Genomic DNA, 25,500 nt, shown 5'->3' with positions numbered 1-25,500 from the left:
CTTCGAGGCTCCGCCTTTGGCTACGCACCTCAGGATGAGGTGATCTGTTCGGATCGAACAACGTTCTCTCGGAGCCCCGATGGAATCCCTGACCTTCCGCCACACGACCCAGAAGGCCCTTCCCGGCACGAAGCGCGAGGCGATCATCGGCGTCGTGGCCTCGGGCAATCTCGAAGTGTTGCTGGAGCGCGTCCTGGCGCCGGATGCCTGCGAGATCGCGATCGAGACCGCGATCAACGGTTACGGCGACGTCTGGGAGGCGGTGGTGGCCGATTTCGTCGCCCGTGCCCAGCCGGGGGGGCTGCGCATCAGCGTCAACGACGGCGGCGCCCGCCCCGACACCGTGTCCCTGCGCCTGCTCCAGGGCGTGCGCCTGATGGAGGACTGAGATGGCCGTGACTTCGGCTTCTGCCGACCCGACGCGGCTGAGCTGGTACGAGGCCTCCGCCCGCCAGCGCGTCGCCGCCTTTCTCGACGCGGACACGTTCCAGGAATTCGTCGGTCCGGCCGAACGGGCGATGAGTCCGCACCTGCCGCTGTTCGAGCTGCCGCGCGCCTTCGACGACGGCATCGTCGTCGGCCGGGGGCGCCTCGACGGCAGGCCGGTTCTGGTCGCCGCGCAGGAGGGCCGCTTCATGGGCGGGGCCTTCGGCGAGGTGCACGGCGCCAAGCTCGTCGGCCTGTTGCGCGCCGCCGGGGCGGTGACGCCCGCGGCTGTCCTGATCCTGTTCGACACCGGCGGCGTGCGGCTGCAGGAGGCCAATGCCGGCGAGACCGCCATCGCCGAGGCGATGCGGGCGATCGCGGAGGTCCGCGCCGCGGGGATTCCGGTGATCGGCCTGATCGGTGGGCGGGCCGGGGCCTATGGCGGCGGCGGCCTCATCGCCGGCACCTGCGCCCGGCTCGCCGTCTCGGAAGGGGGCCGCATCTCGGTCTCGGGCCCCGAGGTGATCGAGACCAACAAGGGCGCGGAGGAGTTCGATTCCCGCGACCGGGCCCTCGTGTGGCGCACCATGGGCGGGAAGCACCGTCGCCTCACCGGCGGCGCCGATGCCTATGTCGCCGACACGGTCGCGGCGTTCCGTCAGGCCGCCCTCGCCCTGATCGACCGGGCGCCCGCCTTCGATCTGGCGACGCTGGAGGCCGAGCAGGCGCGGCTCGAAGCGCGCCTCGCCCGTTTCGGTGCGTGCCGGGACGGAGCCGAGATCTGGGTGCGGCTCGGGGTCAACGACCCCGACGCCGTCCCCGCCATGACCGATGCCGCCTTCGCCGAGACGGTGGCCGGCGTGCCGGAGGCTTCGCACGATGCCCGCTAAGATGCCGCTCGACGCCATCCTCGCCGCCCTGTTCCCCGCCGGCCATGCCGTGACGGTGGCGGAGGGCCTGATCACCGGAGAGGGTCCGTTCGGCGACGGCCGCCTCGTCGTCGTCGGGATCGACGGCGACACCGCGCTCGGCGTCGAGGGCGCGCTGATGCTCTCCCGCGCCGTGCTCGACGCGGTGAAGGCCGGCGAAAGCTCGGGTTCCCGGGCGCCGATCCTGGTCGCGGTCGATTCCGACAGCCAGCGGATGAGCCGGCGCGACGAACTTCTGGGATTGAACGAGTGTCTCGCGCATCTGGCGAAGGCGCTGCTGCTCGCCGATCACCTCGGCCACCCGACCGTGGGATTGATCTACGGCCACTCGGCGGCCGGCGCCTTCATCGCGACGGCCCTCGCGACCCGCGTGCTCGCCGCCCTGCCGGGGGCGGATCCGAGCGTGATGGATCTGCCCTCGGTCGCCCGCGTCACCAAGCTGCCGCTGGAGAAACTGGAGGCCATGGCGGCCTCGACCCCCGTCTTCGCGCCGGGTCTCGATAACATGGTGGCGACGGGGGCGGTGCACGTCGTGCTCGACCCCGGGCAGCCCCTCGATGCGCAGCTGCGCGCGCTGATCGCCGATCTGCCTCCGGGGGATATCCGCGACCGCCTCGGCCGCGAGCGCGGCGGGCGCCCGGTGGCGCAGGTCATCGCCGAGCGGGTGGTGTCGCAGGCTCGCGGTACCTGACCGCATGTCCAACTCGCACCCTCACCTTGAGGAGCCGCAACGCAGCCTCGAAGGAGGCCTCCAGGGATCGCGCGATGGGCCGGAGCCCTCCTTCAAGGCGACGCTTCGCTTCGCATCTCGGGATGAGGGTGCGGAACAGATCGACGTCCTGGGCCTTCGTCGACACGCTCTCGTCCGGGTCGATCCCGCCGCTTGGGCCACTCTCCTCGCCGATCGCCCCGATCTCGCGGGCGTGCCGATCCTTGCCGGTTGGGCCGAGGCCGGGTGGCCGTTGATCGTGCGCCGCTTCTCGCCCGGCGAGGATCGGGCGCGGGTGCCGCTCGGCCTGCCGCTGCCGCCGGCCCTCGGCAAGCGCCGCGTCGGTGTCCTTCTGCCCGTGGACGTTCTCGCCCCGTGCCCGGCGCCGAGTCTGGCCGAAGCCCGCACCGCCGCCCCGCTTGCGTGGCACTCGACCCTCGACGCGCTGGTCGCCCTCGGCGCCCGCCACGGCCTCGTCCCGCGCCCCTTCGGCGCCCTGCTCTGGCAGGCGCTGACCGGCCTCCCCTACCTCACGTCGACCTCGGATCTCGACTTGCTCTGGCCGCTCGCGGGACTGCTGCCGGACACATTCCTCGATGCGCTCGCCACCCTGGCTGCGGCGGCACCGATGGTCATCGACGGGGAGATCGTCCTGGCCGATGGCGGTGGGGTGCAGTGGCGGGAGTGGCATGGGGCCGGCGCCGGATCCGTGCTGGTCAAATATCGCGATCGGCTGGAGATGCGGTCCGCGGGGCTGTCTCCGAGCCTGCCCGAAGGGCTCGTCCCATCAAACCCCCTCATCCCGAGGTGCTGCGAAGCAGCCTCGAAGGAGGGCTCCAGAGATCACGGAGACATCGGGAGCCCTCCTTCGGGGCTCCGCTTCGCGGAGCACCTCAGGATGAGGGCGGGGATGGGAGAGATCGAAGCATCGCTTCTGTGCGAGGTCGCTTCGCCAGAGCGCACGCCACCATGAGCGCCCTCCCCGCCCACCCCGAACCCGCCCTCTGCGACCCGGCCGCCCTCGCCCGCTTCGCGGTTAAAGCCTTGCGGCTCGAACTCGACACCTATCCGAAGCCGGGTCTCGTCAGCCCTGTCGATAGCGGCAGTCACACCGACATGGACGCCGCCACCTTCGCGGCGAGCGCGGCGGCGCTCGAACCGCATTTCGCCGCCCTCGCCCAGGCCGGAGCACGGGGCGTCGGCATGGAGGGCCTGCGCCGCATCGGTCTCGACGCGGAGGCCGCGATGCGACGGGCGACCGGCGGCGTGAACACCCATCGCGGCGCGATCTTCGGCCTGGGCCTGCTGGTCGCGGCGGCGGGAGCCCTCGGGGCGCCGGGGCACCCCCTCACCCCGGAGGCGCTCGGCGCCCATGTGCGCACCCGCCACGCCCGCGCCATCCTCGACGGGCCGGTGCTCCTGCACGCCCCCGGTGCCCGGGTGCGCCGCCGGTACGGCGTCGGCGGAGCGCCGGCGGAAGCCGCCGCCGGCTTCCCGACCCTCTACCGCGTCGGCCTGCCGGCCCTGCGCCGCGGGCGTCGCGTCCGGCCCGGCGACGACGAGGCCGCCCGGGTCGAGGCCTGCCTGGCCCTCATCGCCGCGCTCGACGACACCAATTTGCTCCATCGCGGCGGCGAGGCCGGTGCTCGCTTCGCCCGCGCGGAAGCCGCCGCCTTCATCGAGGCCGGGGGTGTGGCCCGCGGCGATTGGAAGACCCGCGCGGAGGCCTTGCACCGCGCCTTCGTCGCCCGTCGCCTCAGCCCCGGCGGCGCCGCCGACCTCCTGGCCATGACCCTGTTCGTCGATCGGCTGGAGCGTCCGGCGTGACCCTGGCGCTCCTCCTCTCCGGCCAGGGCGGCCAGCATCCGGCGATGTTCGACCTCACGCAGGCGCGTCCGGAGGCGCAGGCGGTGTTCGCGGCGGCCCGGCCGCTGCTCGGGGGCGAGGATCCGCGCGATCTCGCCGCGACCGGCGGAGGGCGCCTGCACGAGAACCGCACCGGGCAGATCCTGTGCTGCACCGCCGCGCTCGCCGCCTGGGCGGTGATCGCGCCGCGCGCGGGGCGCTCGATCGTGGCGGGCTACAGCATCGGCGATCTCGCCGCCTGGGGCGTCGCCGGGCGTCTCGCGCCGGAGGCCGTGTTGCGCCTCTCCGCCCGCCGCGCCGAGGCGATGGATGCGGCCTCCGGCGAGGGCTTCGGCCTCGCGGGCATTCGCGGCCTGCCCCTCGAGACGATCCGGACCCTGGCGGAGCGCCATGGCGCCGATCTCGCCATCCGCAACGCGCCGGAGAGCGGGGTCGTCGGCGGCCCGCGCGCCGTCCTCGACGCACTCTGCGCGGAGGCCCTCGCCGCCGGCGCCCAGCGCGCCGTGGTGCTGCCGGTGCACACGCCCTCGCACACGCCGCGTCTCACGGCCGCTGCCGAGGCGTTCGCCGCCGCGCTCGCTGGGGAGAGCCTGCAGCGCCCGCCCCCCGGCGCGCCGCGCCTGCTGAGCGGCCTCGACGGGGCGCCCGTGTTCGCCGCGGGGCGGGGCCTCGATAAGCTGGCGCGCCAGATCGCGCAGACCATCGACTGGGCCGCCTGCCTCGACGCCTGCCGCGAGTTCGGCGCCGAGCGCGTGATCGAACTCGGCCCCGGCCACGCCCTCGCCACCATGGCCCGCGCGGCCCTGCCGGATGCGCGGGTCCATGCCCTGGAGGATTTTCGGACGGCCGACGGGTTGCTCGCTTGGATCGGCTAGAGCATCGTGTCGGATATCGGATCCGGCACGATGCTCTAGGTTATTGTGACGCATCGGCTTTTTTCGAAAGCCGGCTCCCACCTTTCGGGCCGATGCTCTAGGCATCGGCCGGCTCTTCAACGAAGCCGATGCGGCACCGGATCTTGGAGAACCGTCCTGGATCCGAAACCCAGGGCGCTTCACTCGGCCCGAGCGCCGCCTCAGGCTGCGGGTTTCCTCAACCCGCGCCCGAGCCGGGCCGCGAAGAGGCCGGTGGCGACGAGCAACAGACCCACCGCGGCGAGGGCATGGTCGAACCGGCCGGTCGCGTCCCGGATCCAGCCCATCAGGGCGGGACCGACGAAGCCGCCGAGCCCGCCCACCGCGTTGACGAGGGCGATGCCGCCGGCTGCCGCCCGGGCATCGAGAAGCGTGGTCGGCAACGTCCAGAAGGTCGGAAGCGCGGCGAACACGCCCATGCTCGCCGCGCTGAGCGCCAGAATCGAGACCAGAGGGCCCGGTGCTTGGCTCGCCGCGACGAGGGCGATCCCGGCCAAGATCGCCGGTCCGCCGGTATGCCACGCCCGTTCGCCGGTCGCGTCCGAGCGCCGGGTCCAGGGCACCATCACGGCGGCGGCGGCGCAATAGGGCAGCGCGCTGACGAGACCGGTGGCGAGGGGGGCGAGACCGAATCCCGCGACGATCTGCGGGAGCCAGAGGCCGACGGCGTAGAGCCCGGTGCTGAGCCCGAAATAGACCAGCGCCAAGCCCAAGAGGCGCGGCTGCCGCAGCGCTGACAATCGCGATGCCCGCAGATGCTCCCGGGGCTCGGCCGCATCCGGTCGCGCATCCGCGGCGAGGCGCGCCGCGAGCGCGGTCCGCTCGGCCGGCGTCAGCCATGCGGCATCCGCCGGCCGGTCGGTCAGCACGGTGAGCGTCAAGACGCCGAGGACGAGGCTCGGCGCCGCCTCGATCAGGTAGAGCCATTGCCAGCCGGCAAGCCCGAGCGCGCCGTCGGTCGCGGTGAGGATCAGGCCCGAGACCGGGCCGCCGACCGCCGCCGAGAGCGGCACCGCCACCATGAAAGTCCCGATGATCCGCCCCCGCTGCTCCGCGGGAAACCACAGGGTGAGATAGAAAATGATGCCGGGGAAGAACCCGGCTTCCGCCAAGCCCAGTGCGAGGCGCGCGAGAGAGAACGTGGTCTCGCCCGTGACGAAGGCGGTGGCGCCCGAGATGAGCGACCACGTCACCATGATCCGCGCGATCCAGAGCCGCGCCCCCACCCGCTCCAGGATCAGATTGCTCGGAATCTCGAAGGCGACGTAGCCGAGAAAGAACAACCCCGCGCCGAAGCCGTAGGCGGAGGCCGACAGGCCGAGGTCGCGGTTCATCGTGAGCGCGGCGAAGCTCACATTCACCCGGTCGAGATAGGCGCAGAAGTAGCACAGCATCAGGAACGGCAGCAGCCGGCGCGCCGCCTTGCGGGACGCCGCACCGGCCGTGTCCGTGCCGGCGGAGGCCGATCCTACTTGAAGCGGGACGGGCTTCACGCCGTTCTGGCGCGTTTCGATCGCCGGGTCGGAGCCTCGTCCGCGACGGTGCCGTCCTGCGGCGCGTCCGACTCGGTCTGAGCCTTTGCGCGCGGACCCGGACGGGCGGTGATGAAGTCACCCTTGCGCAGGGCCTCGCCGCTCGACACCATCATGCTGAGATAGGAGGCGAGGGTGTTCGGAGCGATGTCGGGCAGGCGCCGGGCGATCTCGGCCTGCGACAGACCCTGCGGGCCCGCATTCTCCAGGACCGTTCTCAGGCGCCCCTTGGCGGAATTCGCGCGCGGAATGCGGCTCACCCGTCCGGTTCGGGCCTCGCGGGGGGCCTCGTCGCGGGGAGCCTCGTCACCGCCACCCGAGTCGCCCTGCGGCATCGCCGCGATGGGCTCACTCGGGGGCGTGCCCTCGACGATGGCGGCCAAGGAGCGCTCGGCGAGACGCAACTTGCTCAACTCCTCCGAGATCCGATCGGACTGGCTCTGAAGATCGGCCAAGCGACGACGGATGTCCGTCAGCGTGGCCGCGAGCATGTCCCCTTCGATCATCGGAGAAATTAACCTCTGTTATAATGTGTTCCTCTCACCCATATAACGACCGGCGTCAATTCTCCGCCGAGAGGGGACGGCGGATAACCCCTCGCTCGGGTGCAAATCCGGAATCGATGGGCACCGCCGGCTCGGCTCATCGCCGCTCGCGGCCGGGCCACGGAACGTCAGTCGAAGAACGCGCCGCCCGCCCGCTGGCCGACGGCGATCTGGATCAGGCCAGCCCGTGAGCCGACGCCGAGCTTCGCCCGCATGGTCGCGCTGGCATTGACGATGGTGCGGTAGCTCACCGAGAGGGCTCGGGCGATGGCCTCGTAGGACTTGCCCTGGCTCATCAGCGAGAGGATCTGCAATTCGCGGGCGCTCAGGGTGGCGAGGGGCGCCGGCCGTGCGCTGCGGTCGAGCATCGCCACTTCCGTGGCGAGGGCGTGCGGCAGCGAGCTGCGCCCGGCGCGCACCGACGCCAACGCCTCCAGGAACGTCGCGCTGCCCGCATCCTTCAGCGCGAAACCCAGGGCGCCGCCTTCCAGCGCGCGGGCGACGACGACGGGATCGGCATGCATGCTGAAAGCGAGGATGCGCGCCTCCGGCTCCAGGGCCTTGATGCGGCGGATCAGCGACAGGCCGGACAAGCCGCTGCCCTCGAAGCTGAGATCGGCCACGACGAGGCCGGGCCGATGGCGGTGGAACAGCCGATAGGCCGAGACGACGTCGCTTGCCTCGTGGACCGTCGAGAAACCGGCGGTCTCGGCGAGCCGGCGCAGGCCGCTCAACACGATCGGATGGTCGTCGACGATCAGCAGAGCATCGGGCTCGCCCGCCACCGCGTTGATACGGCCGGTGACGGAATCGCCGGTATTGGCGGCCGCACGCCCGAGGGCACCCGTCACGGCGGCCGGCGCGGCAGGCCCGAGGGCGGGGCGGATCGCGGCATGGGCGGCGGAGAGGGCGACATCCATCGGAGCGAACTGGGCGGCAGGTTCGGAGGAGGGAGCGGCGGCGACGGGTTTGCGGAGGGTCACGGAGCGGCTGGCTTCTCGCGGGAGGCAAGCTGGGCCAGGGCGCCGTCATGGTCGGCCCCCTGGGCACGGGCGTTGTAATAGTGCTGAACCATCTCGCCGTAGAGGCTCTTGTGGCGTCCCCGCGGCAACGCGATGCCGCCGAGGCCGTCGATCAGGCTGCGATAGGATTCGGTCTTGCCGATCTCGGCGAGCATCTGGCCGAGCTGAACGGTGCGGTTGGCCATCATGCGCGGATCCTCGACGAAGCCGGTCCGGGCTGCCTTGAGCGAGGCGCGCATCGCCGCGACCTCGGGGGCGTCGTCGGGGAGCGGATGCCCCGCTTCGCGGCCGGCGAGCCAGCGGGCCGGATCGGTGCCGTCGGTCGGGGTGAGCCAACCGGGGAGGTCGCCCTCGGCGGTGCGGGCGACCACCGATTGGCTCTCCTCGCGGGGCTCCTCGCTGCCGCAGGCGGCGAGCAGCAAGGTCGTGAGGAGGAAAGCGCGCCTCATTGGCCGCCCTCCCCCGACGGATGTCCCGGGGCATCTTTGACGGTGACGAGACTGCGCGGCCCCTCGGCCACGGGAAGCCGGGCGACCGCCTGGAGCGTGGCGAGGTCGATCACCGTCACGTCGTCGGAGAACCAGTTGGCCACGTAGGCCCTCGGTCCTGGGCCTGTCTCCGTCGCCACGATCCCCTCGGGATAGCGCCCGACGCCGACCGTCGCCGCGATCGTCAGGGACGACGCGTCGAGCACGGTCACGGTCCCGGCCCCCTGGTTGGTCACCAGCACCCGTGCCCCGTCCGGGCTCACGGCGACGCCGTAGGGCATGGCGCCCGCCGGCACCGTCGCGATCGATTTGAGCCCGGCGGTGTCGATCACCGTGAGATCGTTGCTGCGCACGTTGCCGACGTAGAGGCGGCTTTCCGCCGGGTCGAGCGCCAGGGCGAAGGGTGCCTCGCCGACGGGAATCGTCGCGACGCGCTCCATCCGGGCGGCATCGATCACGCTGACCTGCCGGCTCTCCCGGTCGGCGACGAACAGGCGCCCGGCTCGGTCGAGGACGAGATGGGCCGGATCGCGCCCGGTGGGGGCCGAAGCCTCGACCCGGCCATCGGCGGCGGCGATCCGGTCGACCCGGTGGCCCGACCAGTCGGTGGCGAACACGGTCCTGCCGTCCGGTGCGGCCGCGAGGCCGAAGACTTGGCCGGCATAGGGCAGGCGCCGCAGCACGCGGCCCGACGCGGCCTCGGCCACCGTGATCGCGTGCCCGTCGGGATGGCTGAGGAACAGGAGTCCCCCGCCCGCCGCGACCGTGGCCGGGGCTGCCGACACGGCGGTCGGACCGGCGACCGTCCCGGCGCCCGCCTCGATCCGCGACAGCCGGGCACCCTGCTGGCTCACGACCCAGACCGTGCCGGCCCAGGCGGGCCCGCCGCCGCCGAGGAGAAGAAGCGCGACGAGAAGCTGCGCCGGGCCGGTCATTGCGTGGCCTTGCCCCCCTCCGCGGCGGCCTTGAGGCCCTTGAGCCCTTCCGCGAAGAAGCGGTTCATCGCCTCGCGGCCGGCCTCGTCGCTGAGCGTGTCCGGCGGCTCGTTGCCGGTGTCGCCGCGGTAGAACCGGCCCATCCACTCGACCTTGGCGCCGTCGCCGTCGGGTGAGACCGTCAGGGTGGCCGAGTAGGAGGAGACCGGCAGCGCCTTCAGATCCGGCTCTCCCGACATGCGGTAGGAATAGCTCCGCGCCTCCCCTTTCCACTCGTCCAAGCCCTCCTTCAGCGTGCCGCCGGTCTTCAGCGTCAGGGTGCGGCCGGCGCCCTCCTTGTTGCCGCCCTCGCCCGTGGCCTTGGCGACGCCCGGGTGCCACCGGCCGATGCCGGCAAAATCGCCCGCGACCTTCCAGACCGCGTCGGGGCTGGCCTTGATCGCGATCGACTGATTCACCTTCTGCGGGGTCGGGCCGTGGGCGAGCGCCATTGTGGCGGCGAGCACCAGAGCAAAGGTCGCTGGACGAGCGAGGTGGGAGAGACGCATGCGTTACATCCTGCTGGGGCGAAGGAAGCGGGCCGGAACCAGGCCCGCCAGGAAGGCCGACAGCGCCAGCGCCAGGGCGAGCCCGCCGAGAAGGGGCCGCGGGTCGATCTGACCGGGGAGCGGGCGGGGCGTCGCGGCTGAGCCGAGCGCGGCGGCGAGGCCGTCCGGCCCGTCGAGATGGACGTAGGCGAGTCCGGTTTGGGCGGCGAGGGCCTTGAGATGCGGCTCGCGTACGGACGAGAGGTGCTCGGTGCCCTTGGCCGCGGAGGCACCGAACGGTGCGTTGCGCGGATTGTAGCCCTCGCGCGATTCCGCATCCGCCGGCGGGGGGCCGAAGCGGTTCTCCTGGCTGACGTCGGTTTCGCCGAAGAAGCCGGCTTCGCGACCGCGGTCGTTGTATTTCGGGATCGGCGACAGCCCGTATCCCCCGGCACCGACGATGAGGCCGCGCACGGCGCCCGGCCGCCCGTCGAAGGGGGGCAGACCGGTCGAGGGCAGCGGCGGCGTCTCCTGCCCGTCGGTGATGAAGAGGAGGTCGGTGTCGAGTTCGCCCGCCATGGCGATGGCGCGGTGCAGCCCGGCGCTGACGCGGCTGTCGCCCTCCCAGGCCATGCGCCAGTCGAGGCCGGCCAGGGCGCCGTCGAGGGGGGCGAAATCGGCGCAGACCTCGATCGGCGCGAACAGCAGGAACGGACGCCGCTCGGTGAACAGAGCGAGGGCGAGGCGCGAGCCGCAGGGCAGTTCCGACACCATCCGGCGCAGGGCGGCCTTGGCGATGTCGAGCCGACTCGCCGGTTTCCCTTCGAGTGCGTAGTCGCGCACGTTCATGCTGCCGGTGATGTCGACGACCGCGAGCACCGCGGCCCCCGATCGGATCAGCGCCACGGGTCCGGCGAGGGCGGCGGCGAGCGCGAGCGCGAGGGCGGCGGCGAGCGCCTGGAAGCGGCGGTCGCGCAGGTTCCTTCGGAGCGGCAGGTGATGCAGCGGGTTCATCGGCCGCGATGTCTCGGGCCGCGATGTCATGGTCCACCCCTGGGCTGGCCGGGGATGTCGGTCCAGATCTGCTTCGGCTCGGCCTTCAGCTCGTCGCCGAACTTGCGATCGAATTCCGGGAAGTCGCGGATCAGCCGCGAGGCCACGTCGAAATTGAACTTCGCGTCCCAGAAATCCGGCCGGGCCTGGAGCGCCCGGCGGTAATCCTGGCGCGCCAGCGTCACCTGCGGGCCGGCCCTGTCGAGATCGCCCCGCCCGATCAGGTCGAAGGCTTTGCGCAGGCGGGCGTTGGCGCGCACGTACCGCACCCGGGAAGCGGCGTCGGTGGCGCCGCGCCGGTCGAGGCCGTCCAGCAGCGGCTCGGCCTCGTCCAGCCGGTCGCGCGCCGCCAGGAACGTCGCTCGCGCGACCAGAAGCGCGGTGGGATCGTCCGGCGATACGATCTCGTCACGCCCCGCTTCCAACGCCGCGATGCGCGTGTTGGTCCGTACGGCGTTCCAGGCCGAGACGCCCGTCGCGACCGCGCCCGCCAACAGCAGGATCGGCAGCAGGACGAGCAGGTGCGGCCGGATCGCCCGCCATCCGGTGCCGAGAATGGCGGCCAGACCTCCGCGCCGGGAGGGGGCGGCTTGCAGGGGGATCGGTTGCGAGCGGGCGGGCGGCGTCATGCGGCGTTCCTCCGCTCCACCGGGTCTCGCTCCGTCGGCCGGACCTGCGCGCTGTCGCCGCGCGGCGCGACCGTCCGGAAATCGGCCTCGGCGAGCTTGGCGAGAACGAGCAGGAGCAGTCCGAAGGCGGCGAGCGCGTAGGCGGGGCCGGTGAGATCCCGGCGGGGTCGGATCTCGGTGTAGGGGATCGGATCGCGCTCCAGCGCCTCGATCTGGCGGACGGCGCCGGCCACGGCCTCGGCGCCCTCCGCCTCGAAGGCGCGATAGGGCACGGCGAGACTCTTGAAGAACAGGTCGAGATGGCGCTCCGGCGCGGCCTGGGGCGTGTCCTCCCCCGCCGGTTTGTCGTGGATCGAGGGGGAGCCCTTGGTGCGCAGGAACAGCCAGTAGAGGTTCGGGCGCACCTTGGCGAACTCGGCCCGGAGCTGCGCCTGGATGCGCGGATCGATCACCGCCGCCCCGTCCGAGACCAGCAACAGCGCGCGGGACACGCCGGGCGCGGAGGGGCCGAACTGCGACAGCGCCATACCGAGCCCGCGCGCGACGTTGGTGTAGTCGAGGCCCGGACGGTCGATCGCCGCGATCGCCGCGCGCACGGCGTCGCGCCGGTCGGTCATCGGCATCACCAGCATCGGCGCCGTGGAGAAGGCGGTGACGGCGAAGAGATCGTAGGCGCGCTCGCCGACGAAGGCCCCAAGAATGCGGCGCGAGGCCGCCGCCTTCGATTCCTCCGCGCCCGAGGGCTGCCGGCCGGCGAAGGTCTCGTTCATGCTGCCCGAGCGGTCGATCAGCATCGAGATCTGGGCGCCGATGCCGGTGCGGGTTACGCTCTCGCCGGCTCGGTAGGGGCCGGCGAGCGCGAGGATGAGGCCGGCGAGCGCCAGGATGCCCGCGCCCGTCAACATCGCGTTCAAGGCCGCCGAGAGCGGATCTGCGGGGGCGGCCGAGACCGCCGAGATCGCGCTGCGCCGGGTGGCCGAGCGCAGCAGCGGCAGCAGCGCCAGCGGCAGCAGCCAGAGGAGCCAGGGCGTCGCCACGCCGAGAGGCGGCAGGATCCCGCCCATTCAGGCGCTCCGTTCCGCGGCGGCGAGGCGGGCGAGCAGGGTCTCGATCTCGGGCAGCGGCAGGGTCCGGGCGGCGGCCTCCGTCTCCCGGCCGAAAAACGCGCGCCGCGACGCCGCGAAGAAGCGTGCAAGGTCGTCCGCCTGACCCCGGAAGGCGGGGTGCCGGTCGAGGAACAGCGGCAGATCGTCAGCGAGCACCCGGCGGCCGGCGGTGGCGTCGACGGCCCGGTGCAGGACGAGGAGCGCCTCGCGATCGCGCGCATCGCCCGCCGTCTTCCGCCGCGTCCGGCGCAGGGCCTTGAGGCCGAGGGCGAAGGGCCGCCCGCGCCGAGGCGCGAAGATCCCCCATGCCCGGTCGCGGGCGAGCGGCACCAGGGCGAGGGCGGCGAGCGCCAGGAGGGTCAGCGCGGCGGCGGTCGCGGGGTTTGGATCGAGGCGCGGGGCGCGTCCGTCCGGGAGCAGGTACTCGGCCGGATCGTCGCGCCGTTCGGGCTGCACCTCGCGCAGGGGGGAGACGCCGAGCTTCCAGGCGGGCACTTGTACGGTCGCGGTGGTGAGCCCCTCTTGGCCGTCGCTCTGGATCGTCACGGGGAAGCCCGGCACTTCGAGGGTGCGGGAATCCAGCGCCGCGTAGAAGCTCTGATAGGTCAGGCGCAGGCGGATCAGGGTCGCGTCGCCCTCGCGCCGCTCCTCGATCGCGACCGAGCGCAGGTCGAGCCAGTAGGTGACCGGGCCGGGCTTCGGCAGCGAGGGGCGCTGCAGCGTGAAACCGGGATCGACCCGGATGTCGGCCTGCACCGGAACGAGATCGCCGAGGAAGTAGCCGAAGGCGCGGGGCACCCGCAGCTCGACGCCGCGCACCTGCGCGAGCGCGGGCATCGCCGCCGAAACGGCCGAGAGCAGGAGGACGAGGAGGAGCGCGCGCATCGTCACGTCGTCAGCAGGTGACGGGTCAGCGCCTCCGCATCGAAGCGGTCGGCGAGCCGGAACGGGGGACGGGTGAAGGGCGCGCACAGGCTGCGCAGGGTCTCGATCCGGGCGGCCTCGCGCTCGCGCCAGCGGCGCCGGAGGGAGGGGCGCAGGAGAACGAGCCGGCGGCCGGCGCCCTCCAGATCGTCGAGCTCGACGAGGCCGAAGGCCGGCAGCCCGTCATCCTCGGCCGTGTCGGCGAGCAGCACCGGCGTCACGTCGTGGAGCGCCAGGGCGGAGAAGACCTGCGTGACCAGCGCCGCGGGCCAGCGGAAATCCGACACGAGGAAGACCAGCTTCGGCCGGCCCGCCAGGCGGCGTGCGGCCTCCATCATCCCCTCGGCGCTCGTCCCCGCACAAGCGGCGTCGCCGATCCGGGCGGCGGCGAGCGTCGCCGCGGCACGATGGCGGGTAGCGGGCAGGTACAGCTCGTCGCGAAAGGCACCGTCGGCGGCCATGACACCGAAGCCGTCACCGATCCGCGTGGCCGACCGAGCCAGACCCGTGCAGAGCGCGGCGGCGAGGCCGAGCCGATCGGCCCGGCCGCGGAAGCGCATGGAGGCGGAGAGGTCGATCAGCGCGTAGGTCTCGACCGGGCTGCGCGCCTCGAACCGGCGCACCGCCACGCCCTCGAACGGATCCCGCAGGGAGGCGCGGATGTCGATGCGCCGGGCGTCCGGCAGGCGCAGGAAATTCACGGTGTCGCGAAACGTGCCGAGGCCCCCGGCGTCGCGTCCGCGATGGGCGCCGATCCGGTGGCCGCCCGGCCGCCAGCGCGGCCGATAGACGATGTCGGCTCCGTCTCCGGATCCGCTCACGGGGCCGGCACCGTGTCGAACACGGCCCGGATCAGCTCCGGCACGATCTCCGAGCGGCGCATCTCGTAGACGGGTTCGAGGAAGACGCGGTGCGCCATCACCTCGGGAAAGGCCGCGCGGAGATCCTCCGGCACCAACCAGTCGCGCCCTTCGAGCCAGGCCCGGACGCGCGCGGCGCGAACCAGGAAGGCGACGCCGCGGGGCGAGGCGCCGCCCTGGACCAGCCGCTCCATGTCGATCCCGGACAGCCGAATTCCCGCAGCGGCGGGGCGAACCAGCGCCTCCCACAGGCCGACGACGTAGCGCTCGATCGGGGGTTCCGCCCGTACGGCGTGCTGGATCGCGCGGGCGATGGCGCCGATGCGCGTGTGGTCGAGGACACCGGTGGCGACTTCCTTGGTGAGGCGGTCGGTGTCGTGGAAGCGGGGATCGAACACCAGGGCGCGGCGGGCTTCGACGTCGCGCGGGGCCTCCATGCCGATCTCCATGAGGAAGCGGTCGCGGGCGGCGGCCGGCAACTCGAAGGTCTCCTCGCGCTCGACCCGGTTGCGGTCGGCGAAGACCTGGAGATTGGGGAAGCGGTATTCCCGGTTGAACGCCGCGACGCTCCGCTCGGCCATGAGGCGCAGGAGCAGGGCGTGCACTTGGGGGCGCGCCCGGTTGATCTCGTTGAAGAAGAAGACCGACAGATCCTCGGCCTGCCGCAGCACCGGGCCGGGCTCGACCCGCGGGCGCCCGTCCTCGCCGAGATAGGTGTGGTAGATCAGGTCGGTGGGCATCATGTCGACCGTGCCCTCGACCCGCTCGTAGGCACCGCCCAGGCCCCGGGCGACGGCGCGCAACAGCGTGGTCTTGCCGACGCCGACATCGCCTTCGAGCATGACGTGGCCGCGGGCGAAGATCGCGATGGTGACGAGGCGGATCGCCCGCTCCTGCCCGACCACCGCCTTGGCGATCTCGCGCTCGAAGCGCGTGGCGGCCTCCCGCCAATCGGTGAGCATCGCGTCGCCGGGGCGCAGGGTGTTCATTCGCCGGATGGGCCTTTTTCGTTCTTTCGAGCGCTGCGCGCATCCCCTCCCCCGCAACGGGGGGAGGGTTCAGAAGCGGCGGATCAGTTCGACGAAATCTTGCTGACGTCGTATTCCCACTTGCCGGTCTTCTTGAAGGCCTCGACGCGCTTCTTGTTGCGCTCTTCCATCTGCTTGATCGAATCGGCCTGCTTGTTCAGCTCCTTGGGGTCGTGCTTCGGATCGTACTTCGAGCCGGCGATCTTTTCGGGGAAGCCGGGCTTCGGCTCCCAGCAATTGCCCGGGGCCTTGCACTTGGTGCCGTCATAGGCGGCGGCCGGGGCGACGAAGCCGGCGGCGGCGATGACGGTCGCGGCGGCGATGAGCACGGTCTTCATGGTTTCCTCCGTTTTTTGATGCGTGTGTCGCGAGCGGTGACCCGCCCCCTCGATCGCGCCGGTCGAGAGCCGGCCCCGAACCCCGAACGGATCACTCCTCCAGCGGCTTGCACTGGCCCTTGGCGTCCTTCGGGATGACTTCGCCCTGCTTGTAGGGCGTGTAGTTCGCCTTCTGCTGGTCGTTGAGCCAAAGCGCGTCCTGCTTCGGCCCCGTATAGAGGTGCCGGATCCAGGCGATGGTCTGGAGCATCTCGTCCGGCGTCAGGTTCTCGTTGTGCGGACCCATCATGCCGTTGGCGCCGCCGAAGATCGTGGCGAACAGGCCGACATCGGTCGTGTTGGACGGGTAGGTCCAGTAATTGTCGTTGAGGCCCGGCCCGAGCTTGCCCTCGGCCAAGTGTCCGTGGCAGCCGGAACAAGAGGTTGCGAACAGGCTCTCGCCGTTCCTCAGGCAGGACTTGTCGTCGATGTAGAGGTTCTCTCCGGTCTCGAGAAACTTCTTCACCGCTGGGGTATCGCGGCCACCTTCCTTGCCCTGGCTGACGTCGAGGCTTTCCCCGGTCACCGTATTGCGGAACACGACACCCGATTGCGGGGCCGATTGCGGTTGCGCGAGGGCGGTCAAGCCTGCGGCGCCGAGGGTGAACAGGGCGGCAAACGCGGTTGCGGTCGTCGTCTTTCGCATCATCGGGCTGTTCGTCGTTTCCTGAGAGGGAGTTTTTTCGTGTTTCTTGATGCCGTCGCTCGGCTCGGCCCACCGGCCCCGCAGGGCCGACGGCCGCGCCGGTCAGTTCGAGACGGGGAGGACCGGAACGCCCTCCTCCTTCAGGATCGCCTCGATGCGGGGCTTCGCCTTGGCGATCGCGGCGTCGAGCGCGTCCTTGAGGGCGGTGTCGGCGCGGCGCACGCCCATGGCCTGGTCGAAGCTCTGCGGCATCTTCCGGCCGTCGCTGCGGAGGGTGTCGTCCGGCACCGGGGTCACGCGCAGCTTGGTCGAGGAATCGCGCACGTAGCGGGCGATGTCGGGCCCGAAGGCGACGGCGACATCGGCCTTGCCGCTCGCCACCTCGCTGACCATCCGGCCGGGATCGATCTGGGTGTACTGGTTCCGGGGCGCGCGGAAATTCACCAGCGAGTAGAGGTAGGCCATGTCCTCCTCGTAGCGGCCGATATCCTTGAGCATCGCCTCGCCGGGCGTGCCGAAGCCGACCACCATGTGGTCGATCTCCTTCAGCCGCGGATCGCTCCAGGACTTGATGTCGAGGTCGCGGTCGGCGCGGGTGATGAAGACGTAGCCGGAGCGGTAATAGGGCTTGGTGGTCAGCACGCGCTCGTCGTCGGCGTCCAACCCCACCACCACGTCGCAGGCGTTCTTCTCCAGGCCGTCGCGTACGAGGTAGATCGCGGGCTTGCCGATCCAGACGAACTGGGCCTTGCGGTCCATCGCCTCGGCGACGGCGGTGGCGATCTTGTTCTCTAGGCCCGACCCGTCCTTCATCGAGAGCGGCGGCTGCTCAGCGGCGCAGATGCGCAGCGAGCCGGGATCGGATTTCGCGGGGGTTTGGGCGGCCTTCTGATCCTGGGCCAGGGCGGGGCCGGCGAGAGCCAGGAGGGCGGCCAGGGCGACAGCGTGGGCGGTCGCGCGGCGGCGTCCGTTCGCGAGCGGCATCGTTCGTTTCCTCTGGGATTCTTCTTGGGGTCGTCGTCCCGAAGGACGGTTCCGGTGCCGGCTTATGCTGCCGCGATCCGGTCTCGTTCGGCCGTTCCTCCGATGGTCGGAGGCGAGGCCGGAACGGCGCGGCGCCGAGGGGGAACGAGAGCCGCGCCGTCCTGGGAAGGTCCCTCTCCCCCGAAGGAGAGAGGGAGGGGGCGTCGCTCGCCTTACTTGGCGGCCGACTTCCACTCGCCGACATTCGGATCGTCGTAGGGACCCTTGCCGTCGAGCGAGAACACGATCACGCCGCCGCCCATCTGGGTGTAGTTGGCGAGCTTCTTGAACGCGCCCACCGCGCCGAGACCGGCGGTCGGGTCGGCGAGATCGAACACCAGACCGACGCCCGGCCAGCCGCCGACGCCGTAGTAGATGGCGACGTATTGCGTGCCCTTGTGGGAGTAGGTCATCGGGTAGCCGATGGCGCCGGACGGGATCTTGAACTTCCAGAGAAGGTCACCCGTGTCGGAGTCGCGCGCCTTCAGGTAGCCGTCGAGCGTGCCGTAGAAGACGAGGTCACCCGCAGTGGCCATGGTGCCGCCCCACACGGCGAAGCGCTCCATCCTCTCCCACTTATAGTCGCCGGTGATCGCGTTGTACGCCTTGATCTGGCCGAGACCTTCGTAGTTCTGACGGTCGCCCTTCGGGCCCGGATACATGTTCAACGTCGCGCCGACGAAGAACTGACCCGCACGGTAGGGCAGCATGAAGGGCTCCCAATCCATGCAGATGTGGTTGATGCCCATGAAGAACAGTTCACGCTTCGGATCGTACGAATCGTGACCCTGGTTGTGGTAGCCCATCGCCGAGGGGCAGATATCCTTGGCGAGGTGGTCCATCCGGGTGCCGTATTCCGGATCGCGCACCGGCTGACCGGTCTTCAGGTCGACCGACTTGAACACGTTGACCGTGTCGTCGAGCTTGTTGGCCGAGACCAGCGTGCCGTCGGTGCGGTCGAGCGTGTAGACGATGCCGTTCCGGTCGGGGTGGGTCAGCAGCTTGCGGGCCTTGCCGTCCTTGTCCTTCTGCTCGGAGAGCATCATGACGTTGACGCCGGCATAGTCCCACTCGTCGTGCGGGGTCTTCTGGTAGCCGAACTTGGCTTCACCCGTATCGGCGTCGCGGCCGAAGATGGTCATGGTCCACTTGTTGTCGCCGGGACGCATGGTCTCGTTCCACGGCGCCGGGTTGCCGGTGCCGAAATAGATCAGGTTGGTGCCCGGATCGTAGGCGTACCAGCCCCAGTTGGTGCCGCCGCCGATCTTCCAGGCATCGCCCTCCCAGGTGCCGGTGCCCAGGCCCTTCTGGCCGTAATGGGCGTTCTTGACGTTGAAGTCGTCGGCCAGCAGCAGGTCCTTGTCCGGACCGGTGGCGTAGGCGCGCCACACTTGGCCGCCGGTCTTCACGTCGTAGGCGGTAAGGTAGCCGCGCACGCCGAGTTCGGCGCCCGAGGAGCCGATGATCACCTTGTCCTTCACGACGTAGGGGGCGATGGTCAGCGTCGAACCGACCTTGATGTCCGAGTTCTCGACCTTCCACACCGTCTCGCCGGTCTCGGCATTGAGGGCCACGACGTGGCCGTCGAGCTGCGTCTTGAGGATCAGCGACGGGGTCTTGCCGTCGCCGGGCCAGTAGGCGAGGCCGCGGTTCACAAGGTCACAGCAGGCGACGGCGCGAGCGGCGGGGTTCTGCTTCGGCTTGTCCTGCCACAGGATCGTGCCCGGATCGTCGAGGCCGAGGGCGAAGGTGTTGTTCGGGAACGAGGTGTGGATGTACATCTTGCCGTCGACGACGAGCGGCGCACCCTCGTGACCGTTCAGCAGGCCGGTGGAGAAGGTCCACGACGGCTTGAGCTGCTTCACGTTGCTCTTGTTGATCTGCTTCAGGTCGCTGAAGTTGTTCGAGTCGTAATTCTTGCCGGGCATCACCCAGTTGTCGTCGCTCTTCGACAGCTCGACGAGTTTGTCGTTGGCGAAAGCCCCGCTCGACAGGGCCACCGGCGCGAGCGCCAGCATCGCCAGTGCCGAGACCGATGTCACGTATCTGCTCATCCTGCGTCTCCTCGCTCAACCGCCACGCCTTTCGGCCTCGCGGGACCACTCAGATTTCACGTCCGAGGTTTCAGGCACGCTTCGAAGTCCAGCTGCGGCCCGCAGAGAGTCTCTAAGCATTCCATTAGAGCAGCGCGGCCTTATGAAAGACTTATTAGCGCTCCTTCGCCTATAGTTTCTAGGCTTTTATTGGAGTATATGTCTTTAGTCGGTCCGACATTTCTTGTCGGGAGCATATGGCAAACTTAAGTTTGCCGTCAGGCAGTGTGTGGAGTCTCTTGACCGACATCGCTCCGCGCGCCACGACTTCGGCTCAAGAGGCCCTCGTCGACGTGGCCGAACCGGATCGGGGGGAGGCATGGTGCCCATGGGAGGCGGTGGAACGGCCCTGTGGCGGCATCACAGCCGAGCGGCCATCGTCGTGCTGGCCGGATGGACCGCCGGGTTCTCCCTCCCGCCGGCCGGAGCGACCGACGGAATACGGGGATCCGATGTGGACGCGACCGGCGCGCTCTATCCGCGGGACGGGCGTCGCGACCTGCTGGCGGAGGATCGTCTCCGCTTCCCCGGGGCGGGCGTGCTGTGGTGCCGCCGCGCCGACGGGGTGCCCCGCAAGGCGGCGGCGGCGTGGCTGATCGGTGCGCCGACCCTGGTGATGCTCAACGCTCACAACTTCCGCAATCGCCAGCTCGAGACCACGCGGGTCGTCGCGGATTGCTACTTCCAGATCGGCGGGCGCAATTACGACTTCGTGCCCGACAGCCTGCATCTCGGCGTGGCGCGGGACGCGGAGCGGCTGCACATCACCGACGACTGGGCGCTCCTGCGCCTCGTTCAGCCCGCCGAGGCCCCGACCCAGCCCCTGCCCGAGGCGCCGCCGGATCTGGTGACCGGGGACCTGACGCTGCCGGTCACCATGGTCTCGCCGGGCGGCCATGGAAATTACCGTGGCGACAGCAGCCTGGAGACCTGCGCGATCCGCCGCGTCGATCCGCCGACGGAGGGCGGCACCCGCCGCGCCCGCCACGATTGCAACGACGGCTATGGCGGCTCCGGCTCGGGCCTGTTCGACGAGGCGGGCCGGCTCGTCGCCATGCAGAGCGCCTCGCTCTCCATGAATTCACGCCACGCCTTCGATATCGAATTCCACTACGGCTCGGCGCTCCTCCTCGAGGGGGCGCTGCTGGAGGCCCTGCGGTCCGCCGCCAAGGAGACGGGCGGCGATCCGCAGACGGGCGGCGATCCGCGCCGGAAGGCTCCCTAGGGGTCGAGCCGCATCGCCAGCCCGGCGGCGGCCATGTGGGCCTTGGCCTCGCCGACGGTGTGTTGCCCGAAATGGAAGATCGAGGCGGCGAGCACCGCGCTCGCGCCGCCATCGCGCACGCCCGCCACGAGGTCGTCGAGCCCGCCGACGCCGCCGGAGGCGATGACCGGCACGCGCACGGCATCGGCGATCGCCCGCGTCAGGGCGAGGTCGTAGCCCGAGCGGGTGCCGTCCTTGTCCATGGAGGTGACCAGCAATTCGCCCGCCCCGCCCTCGGAGATCCGATGCGCGAACGCGACCGCATCGAGGCCGGTCGGGTTGCGCCCGCCATGGGTGAAGATCTCCCAGCGCGCCGGCTCCCCGGCGGCGGAGACGCGCTTGGCGTCGATCGCCACGACGATGCACTGGTCGCCGAACTTCTCCGCCGCCTCCGCCACGAGTTCGGGGTTCTTCACCGCCGCCGTGTTGATGCCGACCTTGTCGGCGCCGGCCAGCAGCAGGGTGCGCACGTCGGCGACGGTGCGCACGCCCCCGCCCACGGTGAGCGGCATGAAGCAGGCCTCCGCGGTGCGGCTCACCACGTCGAGCAGGGTGCCGCGGGCCTCGTGGCTCGCGGTGATGTCGAGGAAGCAGAGCTCGTCGGCCCCGGCGGCGTCGTAGGCCTTGGCGGACTCGACCGGGTCGCCCGCATCGCGCAGTTCGAGGAACTGCACGCCCTTCACGACGCGTCCGTCCTTCACGTCGAGGCAGGGGATGATGCGGGTCTTGAGCACGGGCGGCCTGCTGTTTCGGGGCGGCGGGAGCGGTCGACCGCCCGTCAGGACGCTTCGGCCGCGCGGGCGATGGCGGCGAGCGCTTCGGCCGGGTCGATCCGGCCGTCATAGAGGGCGCGTCCGGTGATGGCCCCGGCCAGCACCGCGCAATCGGGCTCGAGCAGGCGGTCCACGTCGGCCATGGAAGCGAGCCCGCCCGAAGCGATGACCGGGATACGCACGGCCTGCGCCAGCGCCAGGGTCATCTCGATGTTGAGGCCCTTCAGGATGCCGTCGCGGGCGATGTCGGTGTAGATGATCGCGGCGACGCCCGCATCCTCGAAGCGGCGGCCGAGATCCTCCGCGGTCATGCTGGAGGTCTGGGCCCAGCCCTCCACCGCCACCCGCCCGTCCTTGGCGTCGATGCCGACGGCGATGCGGCCGGGATGGCGGCGGGCCGCCTCGCGGACGAAGGCGGGGTCGCGCACGGCGGCGGTGCCGATGATGACGCGGCTCACCCCCTTCTCGATCCAGCCTTCGAGGGTGCGCATCTCGCGCACGCCGCCGCCGAGCTGCACCGGCATCCGCACCCGCGCCAGGATCGCCTCGACCGCCTCGGCGTTGCGCGGCGCGCCGGCGAAGGCGCCGTCGAGATCGACCACGTGCAGCCAGGGGAAACCCTGGCGCTCGAAGGTGGCGGCCTGGTCGGCGGGGTCGTCGTTGAAGACCTTGGCCTGGGCCATGTCCCCCTGCACGAGGCGGACGCAGCGCCCTTCCTTGAGGTCGATGGCCGGAAACAGGATCACGCGTCAGCTCGTGTCGTTGGAGAAATTGGGGGGCGGGTCAGGGGCGCCAGCGCAGGAAATTGGCGATGAGCGCGAGACCGAGCCGCTGGCTCTTCTCGGGGTGGAACTGCGTGCCGGCCATGTTGTCCCGCGCCACCATCGCGGTGACGCGCCCGCCATACTCGGCATGCGCCACCACGTCCGCCGGCTCGGCGGGCGTCAGGGCGAAACTGTGGACGAAATAGGCGTGCAGGCCCTCGCCGCCGGTCGCGATCCCGTCGAGCAAGGCGTGGGCGCGGTCGGCCACCAGCGTGTTCCAGCCCATATGCGGGATCTTGAGCGCCGGGTCGGCCGGCACGATCGGACCGACATCGCCGGGAATCCAGCCGAGCCCCGCCGTCTCCTCGTATTCGAGGCCGCGGCTCGCCATGAGCTGCATGCCGACGCAGATGCCGAGGAAGGGCCGGCCGTCGCGACGCACGGCCTGGGTCAGCGCCTCGACCATGCCGGGCACCGCGTCCAGGCCGCGGCGGCAATCGGCATAGGCACCGACGCCCGGCAGCACGATCCGGTCGGCCGAGGCCACGGCCTCGGGCACATCGGTGAGGAGGATGCGGGTGTCGTCCTGCCCCGCCTCGCGGGCGGCCCGTTCGAAGGCCTTCACCGCCGAGTGGAGGTTGCCCGAGCCGTAATCGATGATCGCGACGGTTTGCCCGTTCCCTGGTCCGCTCACCGCGCGCCCTCGTGTGCCGGAAAGAAGCCGAGCGCCGTCTCCTCGTCGCGGCGCGGGGCGGTGCGCGCGCCGGAGGCGGCCGGAGAGGCCGGGCGCTGGGCCGAGTCACGGTCGAGCCAGCGGGCCGCGAGCTTCATCTCCGCCTCCTCCTGCGAGGCCGCGAGCACGGCGTCGCGGGCGGGCAGGCCGCGGCGGCCATAGGTCCAGCGGCGCAGGGACGAGGCCTCCAGCCCGATCAGGAGGCCGGCCAGCAGGGTCACGATCAGACCCGCCGCCGGCGGCAGACCGAGCGCCTCGCCGGCCAAGCGCAGGCCGACGAGGCCGGCGAGCACGAGGAAGGCGGCGAGCCAGAGACGGTGCCAGGCGAACCACAGCACCGTGAAGGCGAAGGCGCGGCTCGAGAATCCGTCGCGCACGAGCTGCGCCCGATCGAGAGCGTGCACGTCGCCGCGGACGGCGCCCTCGGGCACGTGCAGCGTGTAGGTTCGCATCCGCATGGTCCGACCCTTCAGAGCGCTTGCCGACGAGGTGGAGGCCGGTTCGTCGAAGAAAAGCGCATCGCGACGAAAACAGAAAGCCACCGAGCCGCTTGCATCGGCGTGGCGGCTCAGAGCGAGCCCTTGGTGGAGGGAACGCGCCCGTCCTCGCGTGGATCGACCGCCACCGCCTTCCGCAAGGCGCGGGCCAGACCCTTGAACAGGCTCTCGGCGATGTGGTGGGCGTTCTCGCCGTAGAGCGTCTCGACATGCAAGGTGATGCCGGCGTTCATCGCGAAGGCCTGGAAGAACTCGCGCACCAGTTCGGTGTCGAACTGCCCGATCTTCTCCACGCGGAACGTGGTCCGGAAGACCAGGAACGGACGCCCGGAAATGTCGACGGCGACCCGGCTCAGGGTCTCGTCCATCGGCAGGTGGAGATCGGCGTAGCGGTTGATCCCGCGCTTGTCGCCGAGCGCCCGCGCGAAGGCCTGACCGAGCGCGATGCCGGCATCCTCGGTGGTGTGGTGCTGATCGACGTGGAGGTCGCCCGTCACCTTGATCTCGGCGTCGAACAGGGCGTGGCGCGCGAACAGCTCCAGCATGTGGTCGAGGAAGCCGACACCGGTCGCGATCGCGGCCTTGCCGGTCCCGTCGAGGTCGAGTGTGACGGAGACGTCGGTCTCCGCCGTGCGGCGGCTGATGCTGGCGTTGCGCATCGTCTGTTCGAGAACTGCCCTGGATGTCGGTCGACGGATCGATCCGTCCGGCCCGCCTTGTAGTGTGGTTCCGCCCCTCGGGGAAAGGGCGTCGTCGCATGCCCCGCCATCGGAAACGCCCGCCCGCGTCATCACCCGGTCATGCGGCGGCGCGAGCGTTCCGCAATCATCGTTGCCGCAAGAGGCCGCCATGCTGTCCCGCCGATCCGTCCTCGCCGGCAGCGCCGCGCTTTTCACCGCGCCCGGGCGGGCCGAGCCGCGCCCGCTGCGCTTCGGCGTGATCGCCGATCCGCAATATGCCGACGCGCCGCCGAACACCGCGATGGGCCGCTACTACGCCGAGAGCCTGGGCAAGCTCGCCGCCGCGGTGGAGGTGCTGAACGCGCAGGATCTCCGCTTCGTCGTGACCCTCGGCGACGTGATCGACCGCGACTTCGCGAGCTTCGATCGCATCCTGCCGATCTATCGGACCTTGCGGCACGAGACCCGCTTCGTGCTCGGGAACCACGATTTCGAGGTCGGCGCGCAGGATCTCGATCGGGTCGTCGGCCGGCTCGGCATGACGGGGCCGTATTACGACTTCGCCGTACTGGGGCTGCGCTTCGTCGTCCTCGACGGCAACGACGTGTCGCTCTTCGCCCCGCCCCAGGGGGACCCGCGGTGGCAGCTCGCCCAGGATCGCCTCGCGCGGGCGAAGGCCGCGGACCTGCCGAACGCCAAGCCGTGGAACGGATCCTTCGGGCCGGCGCAGGTCGCTTGGCTGGAGCGGACGCTGACCGCGGCGCAGGCGGCGGGCGAGCGGGTCGTCGTCCTGAACCATTATCCGGTCCTGCCGGAGAATCCGCACAACCAGTGGGATTCGGGCGAGGTCGTCGCGCTGCTCGCCCGCTTTCCCAACGTCGTCGCCTATTTTAACGGGCACAACCACGCGGGTAATTACGGGCAGGCCCACGGCATCCATTTCGTCAATTTTAGGGGGATGGTGGACACGCCCGACACATCGGCCTTCGCCGTCGTCGAAATCCTGACCGATCGGATCGACATCCGCGGCTACGGCCGGGAGCCGAGCCGCTCGCTTCCACTGCGGGCGGTCTGATCCGGCTCTCCGCTCGATCGAGGCCCAAATCCGCGTCCCGAACAGATCAACCGGAATTGTCATGGCGGCTTTGGTCCGAGCG

29 protein-coding genes are annotated in these 25,500 nt (G+C 71.0%); 8 read left to right on the top strand and 21 right to left on the bottom strand.

The window, feature by feature from the left end; all coding sequences use genetic code 11:
• Positions 1 to 79 precede the first annotated feature (79 nt).
• Genes mdcC through MFF26_RS11320 form a run of 6 tightly spaced genes read left to right on the top strand, consistent with a single transcriptional unit; the run spans position 80 to position 4,805 of the window.
• The gene (mdcC, locus tag MFF26_RS11345; protein WP_137831805.1) at positions 80 to 388 is read left to right on the top strand and encodes a malonate decarboxylase acyl carrier protein; all 309 of its coding nucleotides are present in this window, start codon (positions 80 to 82) and stop codon (positions 386 to 388) included.
• A 1-nt stretch (position 389) separates the two neighbouring features.
• Positions 390 to 1,316, top strand: a complete 927-nt coding sequence (locus tag MFF26_RS11340; RefSeq protein ID WP_137831804.1) for a biotin-independent malonate decarboxylase subunit beta — start codon at positions 390 to 392, stop codon at positions 1,314 to 1,316.
• 1 nt (position 1,317) lies between these two features.
• Entirely contained in the window at positions 1,318 to 2,046 is a 729-nt protein-coding gene (mdcE, locus tag MFF26_RS11335; RefSeq protein WP_137831808.1) for a biotin-independent malonate decarboxylase subunit gamma, read from the top strand.
• Between the two features lie 4 nt (positions 2,047 to 2,050).
• Entirely contained in the window at positions 2,051 to 3,037 is a 987-nt protein-coding gene (gene mdcG / locus MFF26_RS26570) for a malonate decarboxylase holo-[acyl-carrier-protein] synthase (protein WP_137831803.1), read from the top strand.
• On the top strand, positions 3,034 to 3,891 hold the full coding sequence (mdcB, locus tag MFF26_RS11325) for a triphosphoribosyl-dephospho-CoA synthase MdcB (protein WP_238307993.1): 858 nt from the start codon (positions 3,034 to 3,036) through the stop codon (positions 3,889 to 3,891). The genes mdcG and mdcB overlap by 4 nt, the downstream gene beginning before the upstream one ends.
• Positions 3,888 to 4,805: an acyltransferase domain-containing protein gene (locus tag MFF26_RS11320; protein ID WP_137831760.1), complete on the top strand. Its 918-nt coding sequence runs from the start codon at positions 3,888 to 3,890 to the stop codon at positions 4,803 to 4,805. The genes mdcB and MFF26_RS11320 overlap by 4 nt, the downstream gene beginning before the upstream one ends.
• 200 nt (positions 4,806 to 5,005) lie before the next feature.
• Here MFF26_RS11320 and MFF26_RS11315 read toward each other — a convergent pair whose 3' ends face one another.
• The 16 genes from MFF26_RS11315 to MFF26_RS11240 form a co-directional block, all read right to left on the bottom strand.
• Positions 5,006 to 6,238 (bottom strand): MFS transporter, encoded by a 1,233-nt coding sequence (locus MFF26_RS11315; RefSeq protein ID WP_137831765.1) that lies wholly within the window; start codon positions 6,236 to 6,238, stop codon positions 5,006 to 5,008.
• A gap of 95 nt (positions 6,239 to 6,333) precedes the next feature.
• Positions 6,334 to 6,882 carry a hypothetical protein gene (locus MFF26_RS11310; RefSeq protein WP_137831761.1) on the bottom strand — a complete coding sequence of 183 codons (549 nt, stop codon included), beginning with the start codon at positions 6,880 to 6,882 and terminating at the stop codon, positions 6,334 to 6,336.
• A 167-nt stretch (positions 6,883 to 7,049) separates the two neighbouring features.
• Complete coding sequence (locus tag MFF26_RS11305) at positions 7,050 to 7,715, bottom strand: response regulator transcription factor (RefSeq protein ID WP_238308029.1); 666 nt, start codon at positions 7,713 to 7,715, stop codon at positions 7,050 to 7,052.
• A 185-nt stretch (positions 7,716 to 7,900) separates the two neighbouring features.
• Positions 7,901 to 8,392 carry an MxaH protein gene (locus tag MFF26_RS11300; RefSeq protein ID WP_137831762.1) on the bottom strand — a complete coding sequence of 164 codons (492 nt, stop codon included), beginning with the start codon at positions 8,390 to 8,392 and terminating at the stop codon, positions 7,901 to 7,903.
• Complete coding sequence (locus MFF26_RS11295) at positions 8,389 to 9,366, bottom strand: YncE family protein (protein ID WP_137831763.1); 978 nt, start codon at positions 9,364 to 9,366, stop codon at positions 8,389 to 8,391. Before MFF26_RS11295 ends, MFF26_RS11300 begins: the two co-directional genes overlap by 4 nt.
• Positions 9,363 to 9,914 (bottom strand): SRPBCC family protein, encoded by a 552-nt coding sequence (locus MFF26_RS11290; RefSeq protein ID WP_137831764.1) that lies wholly within the window; start codon positions 9,912 to 9,914, stop codon positions 9,363 to 9,365. Before MFF26_RS11290 ends, MFF26_RS11295 begins: the two co-directional genes overlap by 4 nt.
• Before the next feature lie 3 nt (positions 9,915 to 9,917).
• On the bottom strand, positions 9,918 to 10,907 hold the full coding sequence (locus tag MFF26_RS11285; protein ID WP_171015617.1) for a vWA domain-containing protein: 990 nt from the start codon (positions 10,905 to 10,907) through the stop codon (positions 9,918 to 9,920).
• A gap of 26 nt (positions 10,908 to 10,933) precedes the next feature.
• Positions 10,934 to 11,575, bottom strand: a complete 642-nt coding sequence (locus tag MFF26_RS11280) for an MxaK protein (RefSeq protein ID WP_238307991.1) — start codon at positions 11,573 to 11,575, stop codon at positions 10,934 to 10,936.
• Positions 11,572 to 12,639, bottom strand: coding sequence for a vWA domain-containing protein (locus tag MFF26_RS11275; RefSeq protein ID WP_238307990.1), 1,068 nt, complete (start codon positions 12,637 to 12,639; stop codon positions 11,572 to 11,574). Before MFF26_RS11275 ends, MFF26_RS11280 begins: the two co-directional genes overlap by 4 nt.
• Positions 12,640 to 13,566, bottom strand: a complete 927-nt coding sequence (locus tag MFF26_RS11270) for a nonribosomal peptide synthetase MxaA (RefSeq protein WP_137831514.1) — start codon at positions 13,564 to 13,566, stop codon at positions 12,640 to 12,642.
• Positions 13,567 to 13,568: 2 nt separating this feature from the next.
• Positions 13,569 to 14,426, bottom strand: coding sequence for a DUF58 domain-containing protein (locus MFF26_RS11265; protein WP_137831515.1), 858 nt, complete (start codon positions 14,424 to 14,426; stop codon positions 13,569 to 13,571).
• Positions 14,423 to 15,454, bottom strand: coding sequence for an AAA family ATPase (locus tag MFF26_RS11260; protein WP_137831516.1), 1,032 nt, complete (start codon positions 15,452 to 15,454; stop codon positions 14,423 to 14,425). The genes MFF26_RS11265 and MFF26_RS11260 overlap by 4 nt, the downstream gene beginning before the upstream one ends.
• Before the next feature lie 83 nt (positions 15,455 to 15,537).
• Positions 15,538 to 15,831 carry a methanol dehydrogenase [cytochrome c] subunit gene (locus tag MFF26_RS11255; RefSeq protein ID WP_137831517.1) on the bottom strand — a complete coding sequence of 98 codons (294 nt, stop codon included), beginning with the start codon at positions 15,829 to 15,831 and terminating at the stop codon, positions 15,538 to 15,540.
• A gap of 91 nt (positions 15,832 to 15,922) precedes the next feature.
• Entirely contained in the window at positions 15,923 to 16,519 is a 597-nt protein-coding gene (gene moxG, locus MFF26_RS11250; RefSeq protein WP_137831518.1) for a cytochrome c(L), periplasmic, read from the bottom strand.
• Between the two features lie 99 nt (positions 16,520 to 16,618).
• Positions 16,619 to 17,500 carry a methanol oxidation system protein MoxJ gene (gene moxJ / locus MFF26_RS11245; RefSeq protein WP_137831519.1) on the bottom strand — a complete coding sequence of 294 codons (882 nt, stop codon included), beginning with the start codon at positions 17,498 to 17,500 and terminating at the stop codon, positions 16,619 to 16,621.
• Between the two features lie 212 nt (positions 17,501 to 17,712).
• Complete coding sequence (locus tag MFF26_RS11240; RefSeq protein WP_137831520.1) at positions 17,713 to 19,593, bottom strand: methanol/ethanol family PQQ-dependent dehydrogenase; 1,881 nt, start codon at positions 19,591 to 19,593, stop codon at positions 17,713 to 17,715.
• Positions 19,594 to 19,951: 358 nt separating this feature from the next.
• Here MFF26_RS11240 and MFF26_RS11235 point away from each other — a divergent pair, with 358 nt between their 5' ends.
• Positions 19,952 to 20,857, top strand: coding sequence for a S1 family peptidase (locus MFF26_RS11235; RefSeq protein WP_137831521.1), 906 nt, complete (start codon positions 19,952 to 19,954; stop codon positions 20,855 to 20,857).
• Here MFF26_RS11235 and hisF read toward each other — a convergent pair.
• The 5 genes from hisF to hisB form a co-directional block, all read right to left on the bottom strand.
• Complete coding sequence (hisF, locus tag MFF26_RS11230; protein WP_137831522.1) at positions 20,854 to 21,630, bottom strand: imidazole glycerol phosphate synthase subunit HisF; 777 nt, start codon at positions 21,628 to 21,630, stop codon at positions 20,854 to 20,856. The two genes, MFF26_RS11235 and hisF, sit on opposite strands and share 4 nt — an antisense overlap.
• A 44-nt stretch (positions 21,631 to 21,674) precedes the next feature.
• On the bottom strand, positions 21,675 to 22,415 hold the full coding sequence (gene hisA / locus MFF26_RS11225) for a 1-(5-phosphoribosyl)-5-[(5-phosphoribosylamino)methylideneamino]imidazole-4-carboxamide isomerase (protein ID WP_137831523.1): 741 nt from the start codon (positions 22,413 to 22,415) through the stop codon (positions 21,675 to 21,677).
• A gap of 37 nt (positions 22,416 to 22,452) precedes the next feature.
• The gene (gene hisH / locus MFF26_RS11220; protein ID WP_137831524.1) at positions 22,453 to 23,127 is read right to left on the bottom strand and encodes an imidazole glycerol phosphate synthase subunit HisH; all 675 of its coding nucleotides are present in this window, start codon (positions 23,125 to 23,127) and stop codon (positions 22,453 to 22,455) included.
• Positions 23,124 to 23,618 (bottom strand): DUF2628 domain-containing protein, encoded by a 495-nt coding sequence (locus MFF26_RS11215; RefSeq protein WP_137831525.1) that lies wholly within the window; start codon positions 23,616 to 23,618, stop codon positions 23,124 to 23,126. The genes hisH and MFF26_RS11215 overlap by 4 nt, the downstream gene beginning before the upstream one ends.
• 116 nt (positions 23,619 to 23,734) lie before the next feature.
• Positions 23,735 to 24,322, bottom strand: coding sequence for an imidazoleglycerol-phosphate dehydratase HisB (gene hisB, locus MFF26_RS11210; RefSeq protein WP_137831526.1), 588 nt, complete (start codon positions 24,320 to 24,322; stop codon positions 23,735 to 23,737).
• Positions 24,323 to 24,512: 190 nt separating this feature from the next.
• Here hisB and MFF26_RS11205 point away from each other — a divergent pair, with 190 nt between their 5' ends.
• Complete coding sequence (locus MFF26_RS11205) at positions 24,513 to 25,418, top strand: metallophosphoesterase (protein WP_137831527.1); 906 nt, start codon at positions 24,513 to 24,515, stop codon at positions 25,416 to 25,418.
• Positions 25,419 to 25,500 lie beyond the last annotated feature (82 nt).

Source organism: Methylorubrum suomiense, assembly GCF_022179765.1.
Taxonomy (GTDB): domain Bacteria; phylum Pseudomonadota; class Alphaproteobacteria; order Rhizobiales; family Beijerinckiaceae; genus Methylobacterium; species Methylobacterium suomiense.
Note: the sequence above shows the minus strand (reverse complement) of the source record. Positions and strands in the feature narration are given on the sequence as shown.